This window comes from Erwinia sp. B116 (genome assembly GCF_002865965.1).
GTDB lineage: Bacteria > Pseudomonadota > Gammaproteobacteria > Enterobacterales > Enterobacteriaceae > Erwinia.
This window is the reverse complement of the sequence record NZ_JRZZ01000032.1, coordinates 15,782-32,912: the sequence shown is the minus strand read 5'-3', so window position 1 is coordinate 32,912 and position 17,131 is coordinate 15,782. Positions and strand designations below refer to the sequence as shown.

The 17,131-nt window shown below is 59.5% G+C and carries 17 protein-coding genes; 11 read left to right on the top strand and 6 right to left on the bottom strand.

What is annotated here, in order from left to right; genetic code table 11:
* Positions 1-99 precede the first annotated feature (99 nt).
* Together NV64_RS17865 and sodC are read left to right on the top strand one after the other, a co-directional pair.
* Positions 100-339, top strand: coding sequence for a DUF1289 domain-containing protein (locus NV64_RS17865; protein ID WP_056241671.1), 240 nt, complete (start codon positions 100-102; stop codon positions 337-339).
* Positions 340-462: 123 nt separating this feature from the next.
* The gene (sodC, locus tag NV64_RS17860; protein WP_101506457.1) at positions 463-981 is read left to right on the top strand and encodes a superoxide dismutase family protein; all 519 of its coding nucleotides are present in this window, start codon (positions 463-465) and stop codon (positions 979-981) included.
* Between the two features lie 184 nt (positions 982-1,165).
* Here sodC and NV64_RS17855 read toward each other — a convergent pair whose 3' ends face one another.
* The 3 genes from NV64_RS17855 to NV64_RS17845 are packed head-to-tail and all read right to left on the bottom strand — an operon-like array spanning position 1,166 to position 4,302.
* Positions 1,166-3,193, bottom strand: coding sequence for an FUSC family protein (locus NV64_RS17855; RefSeq protein WP_101506456.1), 2,028 nt, complete (start codon positions 3,191-3,193; stop codon positions 1,166-1,168).
* A 7-nt stretch (positions 3,194-3,200) separates the two neighbouring features.
* Positions 3,201-4,058, bottom strand: coding sequence for an HlyD family secretion protein (locus tag NV64_RS17850; RefSeq protein ID WP_056241660.1), 858 nt, complete (start codon positions 4,056-4,058; stop codon positions 3,201-3,203).
* Positions 4,059-4,062: 4 nt separating this feature from the next.
* Entirely contained in the window at positions 4,063-4,302 is a 240-nt protein-coding gene (locus NV64_RS17845) for a DUF1656 domain-containing protein (RefSeq protein ID WP_056241656.1), read from the bottom strand.
* Between the two features lie 147 nt (positions 4,303-4,449).
* On the opposite strand from NV64_RS17845, the gene slyA reads away from it, so the two are divergent.
* Positions 4,450-4,887: a transcriptional regulator SlyA gene (gene slyA, locus NV64_RS17840; RefSeq protein WP_056241653.1), complete on the top strand. Its 438-nt coding sequence runs from the start codon at positions 4,450-4,452 to the stop codon at positions 4,885-4,887.
* A gap of 51 nt (positions 4,888-4,938) precedes the next feature.
* Here slyA and slyB read toward each other — a convergent pair whose 3' ends face one another.
* On the bottom strand, positions 4,939-5,406 hold the full coding sequence (gene slyB, locus NV64_RS17835) for an outer membrane lipoprotein SlyB (protein WP_056241650.1): 468 nt from the start codon (positions 5,404-5,406) through the stop codon (positions 4,939-4,941).
* Between the two features lie 290 nt (positions 5,407-5,696).
* Between slyB and anmK the strand changes: the two genes are divergently transcribed.
* The 5 genes from anmK to pdxY all read left to right on the top strand — a co-directional run bounded on the left by anmK (position 5,697) and on the right by pdxY (position 10,250).
* Positions 5,697-6,815, top strand: coding sequence for an anhydro-N-acetylmuramic acid kinase (gene anmK, locus NV64_RS17830; RefSeq protein ID WP_056241646.1), 1,119 nt, complete (start codon positions 5,697-5,699; stop codon positions 6,813-6,815).
* A 63-nt stretch (positions 6,816-6,878) separates the two neighbouring features.
* On the top strand, positions 6,879-7,196 hold the full coding sequence (locus tag NV64_RS17825; RefSeq protein ID WP_056241643.1) for an MliC family protein: 318 nt from the start codon (positions 6,879-6,881) through the stop codon (positions 7,194-7,196).
* A gap of 47 nt (positions 7,197-7,243) precedes the next feature.
* Entirely contained in the window at positions 7,244-7,900 is a 657-nt protein-coding gene (gene pdxH, locus NV64_RS17820) for a pyridoxamine 5'-phosphate oxidase (RefSeq protein WP_056241637.1), read from the top strand.
* 136 nt (positions 7,901-8,036) lie between these two features.
* Positions 8,037-9,311 (top strand): tyrosine--tRNA ligase, encoded by a 1,275-nt coding sequence (gene tyrS, locus NV64_RS17815; RefSeq protein ID WP_056241634.1) that lies wholly within the window; start codon positions 8,037-8,039, stop codon positions 9,309-9,311.
* A gap of 78 nt (positions 9,312-9,389) precedes the next feature.
* Positions 9,390-10,250, top strand: a complete 861-nt coding sequence (gene pdxY / locus NV64_RS17810; RefSeq protein WP_056241782.1) for a pyridoxal kinase PdxY — start codon at positions 9,390-9,392, stop codon at positions 10,248-10,250.
* Positions 10,251-10,504: 254 nt separating this feature from the next.
* Here the strand turns inward: pdxY and gstA are convergent, their stop codons facing one another.
* Entirely contained in the window at positions 10,505-11,110 is a 606-nt protein-coding gene (gene gstA / locus NV64_RS17805; RefSeq protein WP_101506455.1) for a glutathione transferase GstA, read from the bottom strand.
* A 141-nt stretch (positions 11,111-11,251) separates the two neighbouring features.
* Entirely contained in the window at positions 11,252-12,718 is a 1,467-nt protein-coding gene (gene dtpA, locus NV64_RS17800; protein WP_101506454.1) for a dipeptide/tripeptide permease DtpA, read from the bottom strand.
* 759 nt (positions 12,719-13,477) lie between these two features.
* Here dtpA and betI point away from each other — a divergent pair.
* The 3 genes from betI to betA form a co-directional block, all read left to right on the top strand.
* Positions 13,478-14,077, top strand: a complete 600-nt coding sequence (betI, locus tag NV64_RS17795; protein ID WP_056241625.1) for a transcriptional regulator BetI — start codon at positions 13,478-13,480, stop codon at positions 14,075-14,077.
* Between the two features lie 10 nt (positions 14,078-14,087).
* Positions 14,088-15,554 carry a betaine-aldehyde dehydrogenase gene (gene betB, locus NV64_RS17790; protein ID WP_056241623.1) on the top strand — a complete coding sequence of 489 codons (1,467 nt, stop codon included), beginning with the start codon at positions 14,088-14,090 and terminating at the stop codon, positions 15,552-15,554.
* A gap of 45 nt (positions 15,555-15,599) precedes the next feature.
* On the top strand, positions 15,600-17,131 hold a 1,532-nt coding region (gene betA / locus NV64_RS17785), incomplete at its 3' end, for a choline dehydrogenase (protein WP_101506465.1).

Sequence of the window (17,131 nt, the reverse complement as noted above, 5' to 3'; positions counted from 1 at the left end):
AGTCTGGAGTCTGGAGTCTGGAGTCTGGAGTCTGGAGTCTGGAGTCTGGAGTCTGGAGTCTGGAGTCTGGAGTCAGGAGTCATGCAATCGGGAGGGAAGGTGGCAGAACAAATTGAAATGTTTCCGGTGCCCAGCCCCTGTCGCGGCATCTGCCAGGCCGACGAACGCGGCTACTGTCGCGGCTGCCTGCGCAGCCGTGAAGAGCGCTTCGGCTGGACCTCGTACAGCGATGCGCAAAAACGTAACGTGCTGCGCCTGTGCCATCAGCGGCGGCTGCGCCAGCGCAATAAGCCGACCACGCCGGATGCGCAACCCTCCGGGCAACCCGACCTGTTTTAGCCTGGTCGCACTCCCTGCGGCTGCGCCTTAGCGCCGAAACACGTAAAGTTTGGCAATATTCACCGCATCCTGCGTAAAACCTTCCAGGCTTAACCTCAAGCCCGCAACCCGTAAGGAGTCACTATGAAAACTCTTCCCGCCATTATCGCCGGCCTGATGTTGTCCGGCAGCGCGCTGGCGGCCAGCCAGACCGTGGAACTGAAACTCGCCACGCCGCAGGGCCCCGGTAGCCCGGTTGGCAGCGTGACCATTGCCGAAACCGAATATGGTCTGACCTTTACACCGGAACTGCACGGCCTCCCCCCGGGCATCCACGGCTTCCACGTGCATACCAACGGCAGCTGTGACGCCAAAACCACCGACGGCAAGGTGGTTCCTGCCGGGGCGGCCGGCGGCCATCTGGACCCGCAGAACACCGGCAAGCATGAAGGGCCGTGGGGCAAGGGGCACCTTGGCGATCTGCCGGCGATCACGGTCACCACCGACGGTAAGGCCACCTATCCGGTGCTGGCACCGCGTTTAAAATCGCTGGCAGAGATCAAAGGCAAGGCGCTGATGGTCCACGTTGGCGGTGATAACCACGCTGATCACCCTAAACCGCTGGGCGGCGGCGGTGACCGTTTTGCCTGCGGGGTGATCTGACGCCAGGCGCTGCCTGTCGGAATCCCTCCGGCAGGCTCACTAATGTCCACCGATCAGCCGGCTTCGGCTCACTGCCCGGTTCGCTTCTGCCCGGCCTTGAGCGGTCTTTGCTGCAACGCCAGGTGCACTTCTGGCCCCGTGCTTACGGCTCCAGCCCGCTGTCCATTTCACTTCTGTTCATCGGTCAGCTGGCTCCGGCCCCTTCGTCCGCTACAGGTTGCGTGGTGACCGTCTGCAGACGCGTCAGGCAGCAGAGCAGCCGCCACAGCAGGGCGGCCAGCTCTCTCTGCTGCACATCTGACGCTGCGCTGAGCCGAACGATGCGCTGTTGCAGCAGCGCCAGTGACTGATTCAGTGACGTATGCTGGATCCCGCGTTCGCTCACCACCTCGCGCAGGTCGTGCAGCACGGCGTCACGCACGGCGGCAAGTTCGGGCGAACCGGCGTGCCAGTCGCGCAACTGCCAGGCGACCTGCGAACAGTTCAGCAACACCACGCCCCAGCGCAGCAGCCACAGGCGCGCCTGTTCATCCCGACTGCTGTTAAGCAGATTGATACGGTAATAGACCTGCGACTCAAAGCGGCTTTCACTGCTGCGCGGCCGGCGGCTGAGCTGATCGATAAACTCGCGGCGCAGCAGGCGAATATGACGACGGCTGCGGCGCTTATCCGAGCTTGGGCGCAGGATCTGAAACGCCACCCACGCCAGGGTGACGCCAAGGATCTTCGCCAGATTATCGTTAATGAAGCTGCCGTAGTCCCAGGTTGGCGGATTATCCACCGCCAGGAATGACCCCATAAAGACGATAAACTGGCCCCAGTTAGCGGCATATTTTTTCTGCTGCTGCTTCAGCAGCTGCAGCAGGATCAGCAGCGGGAACATCACCAGCAGAAACTGCCACAGCACGCTGATCTGAATCATCAGCCCGAACTTCATCACGTAGCTGAACAGCGACAGCCAGCCAAGCGTCTTCAGCAGCAGCGTTACGCTGTTAACCGGCGAGGGCACCGAGGCATAGAGCACGCAGCTGATGGCGGCCAGGGTCAGCGCGGCGGCACCGGCATCCCACTGGGTGGCGATCCAGAAACCGCAGCCGGAGAGGATAGTGCAGAAGGTTCTTAGCGCTGCCCAGCTGGCCTCCGCGCTGTCTGCCCGTCTTGCCAGCCCCGGCAGTGTGGGAGGCGAAAGCCGGCTGTGGCCGTCAGCCCGTTCAAATTGCCGCAGCCAGCGTGAGGTATCCAGCCAGAGCCAGCAGAAATAGCGCAGGCGGCTGTGAAAGGCCTGTAAGCGGTAGTCAGCTTGCGTGGGCGAGATACTCTGCAGGATCTGCGCAAGGCGATATTTACTGGCATCGGGACGGGCAAGCTCCGCCAGCAACTGATGCTGCGCGCTGAACAGCGCGGCGGGCGGATCGGGCCAGTTGACCAGCATCCGGCGCAGGCTGGAGATCACGCTGGTCAGCCGCAGCTGCTGATGCAATACGTAGTTGAGGACGTTATTCTGCCGTCGGAACCGGTAGTGGCTCCAGAACGCCTGAATGCGCAGCAGATTGAGGGTCAGGATCTGACCGATGACATTCTCGTGCGCCCGGTGCAGCGTTTCGGTGGTTTCCCGCTGCAGCAGCAGGCTGGCATGCTCCAGTAGCTTCGCATGCATCTGATGCAGCGAGCGGGTCAGCGCATCACCATCAGAGGTGCTGGGCAGGATCATCATCATCAGCCCGCCGCACAAAATGCCGGAAATCACCTCGCAGACGCGTGCCTGGGTGGTGACCCAGATCTGCGCGGTGTCGCTGGCATTGACCGTGGTAAAGGCGATAATCGCCGCAGAATAACCGGCCAGCGAGAAAGCATAAGCGACGTTATTCTGGTAGTGGCTGGCGACCCAGGTACAGAGCGCCAGCCAGCTGGCGATGCTGAGGCTGAACAGCCAGGGATCGTTCAGCGTGTGCCCGGCGATCAGCAGTGCCGCTGCGGCTCCCAGCAGGCTGCCGCCGATGCGGCCAAGACTTTTGCTGATGACGCCGCCAACGGTGGGAAAACTGACCACTGCCGCTGAGGTCATCGCCCAGTAGGGCTGGTCGAGGTTTAGCGCATAGGCCACGCTCAGCGCCAGGCACATGGCGGTGGCGTTGCGCAGCGCATAACGCCACTGGGCCAGGTTCGCCTGTACCCAGGGAAGCTGCCGCCATGTGAGTCCGTTCAGCCGCATCAGCGCGTCAGTCGCCGATTGCAATACTGCAGGTGGTGCCGGCCACCAGCGTGACGTCTGCCGGCACGGCCGTGAGACGGATGCGCACCGGCACCCGCTGCGCCAGCCGCACCCACGGCACCGTCGGCTCCACGTCCGGCACCAGGCTGCTGCTGCTCTCTTCACTCTGATCATAAATCGCGCGGCCGATACTCTCAACCTGGCCCGTCAGCAGACGATCGTCGCTGTAGAGACGGAGGGTGGCCTTATCACCGGCATGGATATGGCGCAGTTTGGTCTCTTCAAAGTAGCCCACCACGTAGAAAGAGTGGCTGTCCACCAGCGCGAACAGCGGCGTGCCGCTGGCGGCATAGTCGCCGACCCGGCTGGTCAGGCGGGTTATCCAGCCGTCTGCCGGTGCTGCCAGCTGCGTCTGCGACAGTTGCCACTGCGCCTGCGCCAGCTGGGCCGCGGCGGATTTCACTGCGGCGGCGCTGCTGCGCATGGTCAGATTCGCTATGTCCAGATCCTCCGCTGAGATGGCGCTGCCCGGCAGGCGCTGGCGGCGGGCAGCTTCGTGTTGCGCCTTGATATTATCGGCCTGCGCTTTCGCCAGCAGTGACTGCGCGTTGTCCCGGGCAATCTGATACGGCGTATCATCGAGCGTCAGCAGCGGCGCACCTTTACGCACAAACTGGTTATCGCTGACATGGAGAGCGGTGATGCGTCCGCCCACCTGCGGCGCAATACCGACGATCTCCACGCGGATTTTGCCGTCCCGCGTCCAGGGTGAATGCATGTAGTAGTTCCACAACCACCAGCTCGCGCACAGCGCGGCGGCGAAGAACAGTAGCGTCGAAAAGTATTTCAGTGAGCCGAGTTTCATCTTGTCATCCGATATTCAGCAGCAGCCACTGGGCGGCGCTGACGCAGAGAATAAACAGCGAGAGGTCAAGCAGAGTGGGGTGCCAGATCTCCCCGGAGTAGATCCAGTCACGCAGCAACGGGTGTACCAATAGCCAGAAGAAAAAGCCCAGTAGCACCGCCCTGAACAGCGGGGGGAAGTAGAGTGAAGCGCCAAAAACCAGATCGCTAAGGGGGAAAACTGTTGTCGTAAACGCTGTGAACACCGCATAAATCCTTTTCAACTGTCACCGTAATCCCGCGCTACTCTGAACTAACCCGACCAGGGATAGATTTGTAATTTGTGCGGTAAACTCGCAGAATAGACTAAAATGAGGCTTGAAAGCTAGCAAGCTAATTATAAGGAGTTGAAATTGGATACGCCATTAGGAACTGATTTGTCACGACTGGTGCGCATCTGGCGCGCGCTGATCGACCAGAGATTAAAGCCGCTTGAGCTGACGCAAACCCACTGGGTGACCCTGCACAACATTCATCAACTGCCGCCCGAGCAGTCGCAAATTCAGCTGGCCAAAGCTATCGGCATTGAGCAGCCTTCGCTGGTGCGTACCCTCGACCAGTTAGAAGAGAAGGGGCTGATTACCCGCACCACCTGCGCCAACGACCGCCGCGCCAAACGTATTCGTTTGACCCAGACGGCAGAGCCGATTATCAATCAGGTTGAGAGCGTGATTGAGGCCACCCGCGACGACATCCTGTCCGGCATATCGCAGCAGGAGATTGAAAAAATGGTGACGCTGATTGCCCGGCTGGAAAAAAACATCGTCGACCTGCAGCGCCGGGACGACTAAAAAAAACCGGCTTCCGCCGGTTTTTTCTTATCCTTAACGCGAAGCGGGAGCTTAACGCGGCGAGACGGTGATCTGGCTGCCGTTAGAGGCCATCGCCACACGCTGACCGACCGCATAGCGGCTGGCGGCCTGCTTCTGCACCACCATAATGGTGTTGCCGTCGTCTTTACGAATTTCCAGCTCTACGCCCTGGCTCTTGTTCATCGAACCCTGCACGCCCTGGCCCGCAACGCCACCGGCTACCGCGCCCGCAGCGGTAGCCAGGCTGCGGCCGGTGCCGCCGCCAATGGTGTTACCGAGGAAACCACCCAGCACCGCACCGCCGATAGCGCCAATCACATTGTTCTCTTCACCGCCCTGAATCTGCACCGGACGGACGGAAACCAGGGTACCGTAGCTGACGCTCTGGACCTGTTTGGCTTCAGAGGCGCTGTACACATCACCCGACAGCGTGTCGTTATTCGCACAGCCAGCCAGCGTCATCCCGGCAACTGCCACGATCAAAAAACGCTTCATCATTGTAAAACTCCTATGTGTTGCAGATGCTGCAAACGGTCAGGTCAGGCAGCGGAAGATAGCTTTATTATATGTTACAAGCCGGATGTTTCTCACTATCAGAATTGAAAAACAGCGAAGAAACTCTAGCCTGCGGCGGTTAAACGCCAAATCAATCGTTGCCATTATTGTGACCGGCGCGTATTTATTCGGTATAACTCCAAAAATACATTAGTAAGTCATGGAATTGGATGCAGTTTTTTGTCACGCTGGCGGTAAGACTTATTGGCCTCATGATCGGGTAAGGTGACGGTATGAAATCAGGACGTTATATCGGGGTGATGTCAGGCACCAGCCTGGACGGGGTGGACGTGGTGCTGGCGGCGATTGACCCGCAGATGGTGGCGCAGCAGGCCAGCTACTGCCATCCGATTCCGCTGGCGCTGCGCCAGCAAATCCTGGCGATCTCCCAGGGACAGATGCTGACGCTCTCGCAGCTTGGCCAGCTGGACACCCGGCTGGGGCAGCTGTTTGCCGAGGCGGTGCTGGCGCTGATGAAGCAGCAGCGGCTGACGGCGGAGGATATCACCGCCATCGGCTGCCACGGGCAAACCGTCTGGCACGAGCCGCAGGGCGACGCCCCGAATACGCTGCAGATCGGTGACAATAACCAGATTGCGGCGGCGACCGGCATTACCGTAGTCGGTGACTTCCGCCGTCGCGATATGGCGCTGGGCGGCCAGGGCGCGCCGCTGGTGCCGGCCTTCCACCATGCGATCCTGATGCACCCGGACGAACGGCGGATGGTGCTGAACATTGGCGGCATCGCTAACCTGTCCCTGCTGCTTCCTGACCAGCCGCTGCGCGGGTTTGACACCGGGCCGGGCAACATGTTGATGGACGCCTGGATCTGGCAGCAGCAGCAGCAGCCCTACGATCGGGACGGGCAGTGGGGCCGCGGCGGGCAGGTGGTGCAGCCGCTGTTGCAGCAGATGCTTCGCGACCCCTATTTTGCCCTGCGCGCGCCGAAAAGCACCGGCCGTGAATACTTTAATGCCGGCTGGCTGGAGCAGCAGCTGGCGGCGTTTCCCGGCGTGGCGGCGCAGGATGTGCAGGCCACGCTGGTGGAACTGACCGCGGCCTCCATCGCCGACCAGGTGCTGCTCAGCGGCGGCTGCGATCGGCTGCTGGTGTGCGGCGGTGGAGCACGCAATCCGCTGCTGATGTCGCGGCTGGCGGCGCGGCTGACCGGCACCGAGGTCAATACCACCGACCAGGCCGGCATCAGCGGTGATGACATGGAAGCGCTGGCCTTTGCATGGCTGGCGTGGCGCACGCTGAGCGGCTTACCGGGTAATCTGCCGTCGGTGACCGGGGCGCGCGAAGCCAGCATCATCGGAGCCATTTTCCCGGCGAATTCTCCAATCCGCTGATTGCAATCGGCCGACGGGACGTTTTACCCTGCCGGGTGAACCTAACGTAACCAGGAGAAGACGATGAAGAACGGAATGATGGTGGCGGCGCTGTTGACCCTGTCCGGCTGCAGCTATTTTCAACACGGCGAATCCCAGCCGGTGAAAACCCTGCATTACACCTGCGGTACGCTGCCGCTCACCGTGAAGCTCGACCGCGCGCGCGAAGAGGTTAACCTGATCCTCGACGGCAACCCGCTGACTCTGAAACAGCAGGTGGCCGCGTCCGGCACCCGCTACAGCGACGGCCACTATGTTTTCTGGTCGAAAGGCGACACCGCCTTCGTTGAGCGCAACGATAAAATTATCATCGACGACTGTCGGCTGCAGCCCGGCAGTTAATTGCTAACCCCGGGGCCGCGTGCCCCGCCAGTACAGAAGCCTGAACCATGAGTGACAGTGATCATCTGCAACAGATTGCCCATTTACGTCGCGAATACACCCGTGGCGGACTGCGCCGTAACGATCTCCCGGCCGACCCGCTGGCCCTGTTCGAACAGTGGTTTCAGCAGGCGGTAGACGCGCAGCTGCCGGACCCGTCGGCCATGAGCGTGGCGACGGTGGATGAGCAGGGGCAGCCGTATCAGCGCATCGTGCTGCTCAAGCACTTTGACCAGCAGGGCATGGTCTTCTACACCAACCTCGGCAGCCGCAAGGCGCAGCATCTGGAGAAAAATCCCCGCATCAGCCTGCTGTTCCCCTGGCATATGCTGGAGCGTCAGGTGATGGTGCTGGGCAGCGTTGAGCGCCTGTCGATGCTTGAGGTGGTGAAGTACTTCCACAGCCGCCCGCGTGACAGCCAGTTGGGGGCCTGGGTATCGAAGCAGTCGAGCCGCATCTCCGCCCGCGGCGTGCTGGAGGCTAAATTCCTTGAAATTAAGCAAAAATTCCAGCAGGGCGAGGTGCCATTGCCGAGCTTCTGGGGTGGCTACCGCATCAAAATTGACTCGATGGAGTTCTGGCAGGGCGGTTCTCACCGTTTACATGACCGCTTTTTCTACCAGCGCAGTGGCGAGTCGTGGCAAATTGACCGCCTTGCACCCTGAAAACGCGAAATAATGCCGTTAAGCGCTGGATCGCAATCTCCCAGCGCCTTATTCTATAACCCTATTTTTTCTCTCCGCGCAGAGCGGAAAGCTGTGTACCAGCTTAGGTGCAGACTTTTTTTATATGGAGTCTTAGATGGCCAGCAGTAACCTGATCAAACAATTGCAAGAGCGGGGCCTTGTCGCCCAGGTAACGGACGAGGAAGCGTTAGCAGAGCGACTGGCGCAGGGGCCAATTGCTCTCTATTGCGGCTTCGACCCGACCGCCGACAGCTTGCATTTGGGGCATCTGGTGCCTTTGCTTTGCCTGAAGCGCTTCCAGGACGCCGGCCACACGCCGGTGGCACTGGTTGGCGGAGCCACCGGCCTGATCGGTGACCCGAGCTTCAAAGCCGCTGAGCGTAAGCTGAACACCGCCGATACGGTTAACGAGTGGGTGGAGAAGATTCGCCAGCAGGTTGCACCCTTCCTGAACTTCAACGACCAGAAAAACAGCGCTATCGCGGCCAACAACTATGACTGGTTTGGCGGCATGAGCGTGCTGACCTTCCTGCGCGATATCGGTAAGCACTTCTCTGTTAACCAGATGATTAACAAAGAAGCGGTCAAACAGCGCCTGAACCGTGATGACCAGGGGATCTCGTTTACCGAATTCTCCTACAACCTGCTACAGGGCTATGACTTTGCCTGCCTGAACGAGCGCCATAACGTGGTGCTGCAGATCGGCGGTTCCGACCAGTGGGGCAACATCACCTCCGGTATCGACCTGACCCGTCGCCTGCATCAGAACCAGGTGTTTGGCCTGACCGTTCCGTTGATCACCAAGTCAGACGGCACCAAATTTGGTAAAACCGAAGGCGGCGCGGTATGGCTGGATGCGAAGAAAACCAGCCCGTACAAGTTCTACCAGTTCTGGATCAACACCGCCGACGCTGACGTCTACCGCTTCCTGAAATTCTTCACCTTTATGAGCATTGAAGAGATCAATGCGCTGGAAGAGGAAGACAAAAACAGCGGCAAGGCCCCGCGTGCGCAGTACGTGCTGGCCGAGCTGGTTACCCGTCTGGTGCACGGCGACGCCGGCCTGACCGCCGCACAGCGTATCACCCAGAGCCTGTTTGCCGGCAGCGTGGCGGAACTGAACGAACAGGATCTGGCGCAGCTGGCGCAGGACGGCATGCCGAGCGTGACGCTGGAAGCCGGTCAGGATCTGCAGCAGGCGCTGGTTGACGCCGATCTGGCGCCATCACGTGGCCAGGCGCGTAAGTTGATCGACGCCAAATCGGTCAGCATCAACGGTGAACTGCAGACCAACAGCGAATACGGTTTCAGCGACGCCGACCGCCTGTTTGGCCAGTACACGGTGCTGCGCCGCGGTAAAAAGAACTACAGCTTAGTCTGCTGGAAATAAAAACAGTGTGGGCGAGCCCGCCTCGCCCTCTGAAGCCGGTTCGCCCGGCTTTTTTTATTGGCAAGAAAGGTCGTGATGATGAAAAATATTCTCTCCATCCAGTCGCACACCGTGTTTGGTCACGCGGGCAACAGCGCCTCTGAATTTCCGATGCGCCGCATGGGCGCAAACGTTTGGCCGCTGAACACCGTGCAGTTTTCCAACCACACCCAGTACGGGCACTGGACCGGATCGGTAATGCCGGCCAGCCATCTGACCGATATCGCCCGCGGTATCGGCGACATTGACCGCCTGAAAACCTGCAACGCGGTACTCAGCGGTTACCTCGGCTCGGCCGAACAGGGTGAAGCGATCCTGGAGATCGTCAGGATGGTCAAGGCGGCCAACCCGGATGCATGGTACTTCTGCGATCCGGTTATGGGCCACCCGGAGAAGGGCTGCATCGTGGCGCCGGGGGTGGCGGAGTTTCACGCCAACGCCTCGCTGCCGGCCAGCGACATTATTGCGCCAAACCTGCTGGAGCTGGAGATGCTCAGCGGCCACGAGGTGGCTGACCCGGAACAGGCGGTGGCCGTCTGCCGCGAGCTGATCGCCAAAGGGCCGAAAGTGGTGCTGGTGAAACACCTGGCGCGCGCGGGCTACCGAAGCGATCGCTTTGAGATGCTGCTGGTGACCAAAGATGAAGCCTGGCATATCAGCCGGCCGCTGATCGACTTTGGCGTGCGTCAGCCGGTCGGCGTTGGCGATCTGACCAGCGGCCTGCTGCTGGTGGATCTGCTGCACGGTCTGTCGCTACAGCAGGCGCTGGAGCACGTGACCGCTGCGGTGTATGAAGTGATGCTGAAAACCCATCAGATGGGTGAGTATGAGCTGCAGCTGGTGGCAGCCCAGCAGGCGATTGCCGAGCCGCAGCAGCATTTCGCCGCGGTGAAGCTGTAATTAAAGCAGGGCAGAGCAGCGTGGCTCTGCCCGATGCAGTGCTTAACTACGCGCAGTTAACGGCAGCCTGACTCAACGATAGCCAGCCGTGAAGATAACAGCCACCTTTTTCAACGACAGCCAGCCGCGAAGATTACAGCCATCTGATTCAACGGTGTCACTTCACACCAGCAACCGCTAATCAACGGCTGCCGTTCCGCCTGGCTATCTGCAGCCGATCCGCACGTTATTCATCCGGGCCCGGCTTTCGTCACTCAGTTCAGGCCTTCCGCCTTCAGTGCCGCCATGACCGCCGGGCGCGCCGCCACCCGTTCAAACCAGCCGTTTAACGCATCCAGACCGCTCAAATCCAGTTTTACCGCCTGCGCCCAGCGGGTGACGGTAAACAGATAGGCGTCGGCGACGGTAAAGCGCAGCCCCATCAGCCACTGTTTCTCATTCAGTTCGTTATTGACATAGCTGAACTTTTGCAGCAACTGCTGGCGGCTAAGGGTTTTATACTCTTCCGGCGTGGTTGGGCGGAACAGCGGGCTGAACCCTTTATGCAGTTCGGTGGCGATATAGTTCAGCCACTCCAGCGTATGATAACGCGTCAGGCTACCGGCCGGGGCCAGCAGCTGGCGGTCGCTTTTCAGATCGGCCAGATACTGCACGATGGCCACGCCTTCTGTCAGCAGCGAACCATCATTCAGCAGCAGAGCGGGCACCTGCCCTTTAGGGTTGATCTGCAGGTAATCTTCACCCTGTTCGGTCTTTTTGGTTTGCAAATCAACGTTGACCAGCGAGAAATCTAGGCCGGTTTCGCGCAGGATAATATGTGGGGACAGCGAACAGGCGCCGGGCTTACAGAACAGCTTCATTGCGTTCTCCTGAGATGAGGGGACGTAAACTGTTTTTATCTTACTGCGGCAGGGGGGAAATGTCAGCGTGGGGCGAGGGTCAGATCGTGGTTAATCGTAAAAAGGGTGAGCCTCAGCGGCCCACCCTGTGATTTACAGCGTTTACTGACCCTGGGTCATACGGTTCAGCTTAGGAGCCGTTAACAGCATCAGAACCGCGATCGCACCGGTCACGATACCGATCTTCAGGAACACGTCGCCGTAGGTGTGCAGTGACAGCAGTGGATCGGTGATATCTTCCGGCACCGCCATCAGGCTGGCGACCTTACCGGCCACCATCGCCGCGCCGGCGGTGGTCAGGAACCATGAACCCATGATAAAGCCCATCAGACGCTGTGGCACCAATTGCGCTACCATCGCCAGGCCGAGGCCGGAGATCATCAGTTCGCCAATACTCTGCAGGCCGTAGCTGAGGATCAGCCAGTTGACCGACACGATGCCCTGCTGGCTGGCGAAGCTGGCCCCCAGCGGCAGCACCAGGAAGGCGGCCGAGCACAGCACCATCCCGACGGCAAACTTGTGCGGCATCGGCAGGCGGTCGCCCATTTTGTTGTACAGCGCGGCGAGGAGCGGGCTGAAGATCATAATCCAGAACGGGTTAAGCGCCTGGAACTGCTCCGGCTGGAAGGTGATGCCAAGAATGCTGTGCTCGACGTTGCGGATGGCGAAGAAGTTCAGCGAAGTCGGCATCTGCATATACAGCACGAAGAACACGATCGCTTCCAGCATCAGCAGGAAGGCGACAATCATCTTACGCCGCGCCGCGCCCTTCAGCGCCAGGCCCTCTTTGAAGAACACCAGCACGATACCGGCGGCAATCAGCGCCAGCACCAGGCGGGCGATGCCCTGATTGTGCAGCAGCCAGGAGGCCAGCACGATCAGCACCACCACGCCGGCAAGGGTAGCGATCAGCTTGCCAACGTTAAGCGGCGCAAAATCGGGTTTAGAGCCGTAGGCGCTGACCGCTTTACGGAATAGCATAAAGTTCAGCAGGGTGATCAGCATGCCGACGAAAGAGAGTGAAAACGCCACGCTCCAGCCATATTTGGCCGCCAGCCACGGGGTCGCCAGCATCGAGAAGAATGACCCGATGTTGATCGACATATAGTACATGGTGAACGCACCATCCAGCCGAGGATCGTCTTTCTCATAGCAGGTGGAGAGCAGGGCAGACGGGTTGGCTTTAAACAGTCCGTTACCGACGGCGATGGTTGCCATACCGAAATAGACCAGCGCCAGATTATGGCCCGACCAGGCGATTAAGCCGTAGCCCAGCGCCAGCACCAGCGTACCCAGCACGATCACACGCTTGGTACCCAGAACCTTATCACCCAGCCAGCCGCCGATGGCAACCATACCGTACACCAGCGCGCTGAAGGAGGAGAACAGCACCACGGAATCGGCTTCGGACATCCCCAGCATTTTAACCAGGTAGACCGCCATGATCCCTTGCAGACCGTAGTAGCCAAAACGTTCCCAAAGCTCGATGGTGAAGATCAGATAAAACGCTTTCGGTTGCTTAAAAGCATTGAGGCTTGGCGCCTCGGGTTGTTTGTTTGCAGTTGACACTCGTACCTCTGAAAGTCATACCCTGTTTTGTGGCAGGAATTAAGTCAGCATAACGCGCCGGGCACGTTCACCTTTTTGTTATTGGATGTGAAAAACGCTGAACAATTTCGCTTATCGAGTGGCATCAGGCAAGCTTTTTTTCTGTGCGTAATAAGTCGTTACACAAGGGGTTTATCTGGTCATTTTAGCAACGCAATAGATTTTAATGCTTTTTGGGTGTGGTTAAGGAGTTTTAACGACGCAGGTTAGCGTAGATTTTCGCCCGCGGGCAGCCGGGTCTGCTGCAGGCTGTTTGCCAGATTTAAATATTATAAATGAGATGTTTATCAGGTTTATATCTGGAAAAAATGGCGTTATGCCGCTGTACGGTGTTGTCAGAATCTTGCTTAACGGTGGGTTATCTTAGTGACGGGTAGCGTGTCATTTTTATCACATCAACCTGTGATAATACTCCCGAAGAAAGAAGTTTATGCTGAGTTAAGCGCGTTTTTAGCGATTATTACCTTATATTCAGGGCTGTTTTTCACTGTTTTTAAGGCGATGTTATGAGAGCAGGGCTTATCACCCGTCTTTAACCGGTCTTACCTACGATTCAGGTTAACGGAGGAGATCGCGAAAAGACTCCCTGACTCCCTTGCACTCTGAACAATCCTTGTCTTTTCTTAGCGCATCAGATCTGCATCTGGATTTTTATTGATTGAACGTTCAATATAAAAAAGTTATCCTTGTTCTCATTCACTGGCTACAATTGATAAAGCGATGCCAAAAGTTGGAATGAAAGCGATTCGTCAGGCGCAGTTGATTACCGCCACCCTGACCGTGATTGACCGGGTTGGGCTGGCGGATGCCAGCCTGGCGCTGATTGCCCGCGAGGCGGGCGTCTCCACCGGGATTGTCAGCCACTATTTTGGCGACAAGAGCGGCCTGCTGGACGCCTGTATGCGCCAGATTCTGGCCGACCTCTACCAGGCGCTGGAGCGCCACCGGCAGCAGGCAGAACCGGACGCCGAGGCGCGCATCAGGGCGATTATCGACGGCAACTTCGATATCACCCAGATTACCGTACCGGTGCTGAAAACCTGGCTGGTATTCTGGGCCGACAGCCTGCACCAGCCCGAACTGCGCCGTTTACAGCGGGTAAACGATCGGCGTCTGCATTCCAACCTGACCGCGCAGTTTCGTCGGGTGCTGCCCAGAGAGCAGGCCCGCGCCGCCGGGGCCAGCCTGGCCGCGGTGATCGACGGCGTCTGGCTGCGCATGACGCTGGCATCTCAGCCGATGGAGCAGGGGCTGCAGCAGGCCCGCCTGCTTTGCTACCAAAATCTTGCGCTGTGGCTGAACAGCGCACCCACCCACTGAAGGAGGCAACATGGCCGATTTACAACGCCGTGGTTTATACATCAACGGACAGGAAGTTGCAGGGACGGGTGACATCTTCACCACCGTCAACCCCGCCAACGGCGAGGTTCTGGCGGAAATCACCGGCGCCAGCCAGCAGGATATCGATGCGGCTGTTGCCTCTGCGCAGGCCGGGCAGCGCATCTGGCGCGGCTATACGCCGGTTGAGCGCAGCCGTGTGCTGTTAAAAGCGGTGGCTATTCTGCGTGAGCGCAATCAGCAGCTGGCCGAGCTGGAAACCGCCGATACCGGCAAACCGATTAGCGAAACGGCGGCGGTGGACATCGTTACCGGTGCCGACGTCCTGGAGTATTACGCCGGGCTGGCGACGGCGGTTGAGGGGCAATCCATTCCTCTGCGCGACAGCGCGCTGGTCTATACCCGCCGCGAACCGCTGGGCGTCTGTGCCGGTATCGGCGCGTGGAACTACCCGATCCAGATCGCCCTGTGGAAAAGCGCCCCGGCGCTGGCCACCGGTAACGCGATGGTGTTCAAGCCAAGCGAAGTGACGCCGCTGAGCGTGCTCGAGCTGGCGCGCATCTTCACCGAAGCCGGCCTGCCTGATGGCGTGTTTAACGTGGTGCAGGGTGCCGGTAGCGTGGGTCAGGGGCTGAGCCAGCACCCGCGGATCGCCAAGGTCTCCTTTACCGGTGAAGTGAACACCGGCAAGCGGGTGATGGCTGACGCCGCGCTGGCTAACCTGAAGTCGGTGACCATGGAGCTCGGTGGCAAATCACCGCTGATCGTGTTTGACGATGCCGAACTGGAACGGGCGGTCGACGGCGCAATGATGGCGAACTTCTACAGCAGCGGCCAGGTCTGTACCAACGGCACCCGCGTCTTCGTGCAGCGCTCGCTGCTGCCGGCCTTTGAAAAACGCCTGGCGGAGAAAATGGCCGGCATCCACTGCGGCGACCCGCGCGATCCGGCGGTGAACTTTGGTCCGCTGGTCAGCGAAACCCACTGCCGCAAGGTGGTTTCCTACCTTGAGATCGGCAAACAGGAGGGCGCACGCGTGCTGTCCGGCGGCTCCCGCATCACCGAAGGCCCGCTGGCGAAAGGCTGCTACGTAGAACCGACCGTGTTTACCGACTGCCGTGATGATATGCGCATCGTGCAGGAGGAGATCTTCGGGCCGGTAATGAGCATCCTGGCGTTCGATGACGAAGAAGAAGTCATTCAACGCGCGAACAACACCGAATATGGCCTGGCGGCCGGCGTGTTTACCCAGTCTCTGAACCGTGCGCACCGGGTTATTCATCAGCTTGAAGCCGGTATCTGCTGGGTGAACAGCTGGGGTGAATCGCCGGCTCCGATGCCGGTCGGTGGCTATAAGCAGTCCGGTATTGGCCGTGAAAATGGCCTTGAGACGCTGCACCACTATACGCGAACCAAATCGGTTCTGATCGAGATGGGCGACTATCCATCCGCATTCTGATTTTCTGCCGCGGCGCTTGCGCCGCGGAACATTCCAGGAGGAATCATGCAGACATTCGACTATATCATTATTGGTGCCGGCTCCGCAGGGAACGTGCTGGCAACGCGGCTGACCGAGGATGCTGACGTATCGGTACTGTTACTGGAAGCCGGCGGTAAAGATCACCGCTGGGACTTCCGTACCCAGATGCCAGCCGCTTTGGCTTACCCGTTGCAGGGTAAACGCTACAACTGGGCCTTTGAAACCGATCCGGAACCACATATGGATAACCGCCGTATGGAGTGCGGCCGCGGTAAAGGGCTGGGCGGTTCGTCGCTGATTAACGGCATGTGCTACATCCGCGGTAACGCGATGGACTACGATAACTGGGCGAAAAAGCCCGGTCTTGAAAACTGGTCCTACCTTAACTGCCTGCCGTACTTCCGCCGCGCGGAGAAGCGCGATATCGGCGCTAACGACTGGCACGGCGGCGAGGGTTACCTCAGCGTAACCACGCCGAAAAGCGGCAACAATCCGCTGTATCGCGCCTTTATCGATGCAGCGAAGCAGGCCGGGCATGCGGAAACCGACGACCTTAATGGCTACCGTCAGGACGGCTTCGGCCCGATGGACCGCACCGTAACGCCAAAAGGCCGTCGCTCCAGCACCGCGCGCGGCTACCTCGACGTGGCGAAACAGCGCAGCAACCTGACCATCGTTACCCAGGCGCAGACCGACCGCATCCTGTTCGAAGGTAAAACCGCAACCGGCGTCTGCTGGTGGCGTCACGGCAAACAGGAACAGGCTCAGGCAAAACGTGAAGTGCTGCTGTGCGCCGGGGCGATTAACTCACCGCAGATCCTGCAGCGCTCCGGCGTTGGCCCGGAAGAGTGGCTGCGCGAGCTGGATATTGACGTGGTCCACGCGCTGCCGGGCGTCGGGCGCAACCTGCAGGATCACCTGGAAGTCTATATGCAGTACGGCTGTAAACAGCCGGTCAGCCTCTACCCGGCGCTGCAGTGGTGGAACCAGCCGGCAATCGGCGCCGAGTGGCTGTTTAACGGCACCGGCGTCGGGGCCAGCAACCAGTTTGAAGCCGGTGGTTTTATCCGCAGTGACGAGAAGCCGGACTGGCCGGATCTGCAGTACCACTTCCTGCCGGTAGCGATCAACTACAACGGCAGCAGCCCGGTAAAACAGCACGGTTTCCAGGCTCACGTCGGCCCGATGCGCTCGATGAGTCGCGGACGTATCAAGCTGACCTCGAAACATCCCTACGCCGCGCCGTCAATCTTCTTCAACTATATGTCTGAAGAGCGCGACTGGGTGGAGTTCCGTAACGCGGTGCGCCTGACGCGGGAAATTATGCGGCAGCCCGCGCTGGCCGCCTACTGTGGTGAAGAACTGCAGCCGGGCAGCCAGGTGCAGAGCGACGAGCAGATCGACGCCTTTATCCGCGAACATGCGGAAACCGCCTACCATCCGTGCGGCAGCTGCGCGATGGGCAACGACGAGATGTCGGTGGTGGACAGCGAAGGGCGGGTGCACGGCATGCAGAACCTGCGCGTGGTCGATGCGTCGATTATGCCGCAGATCGT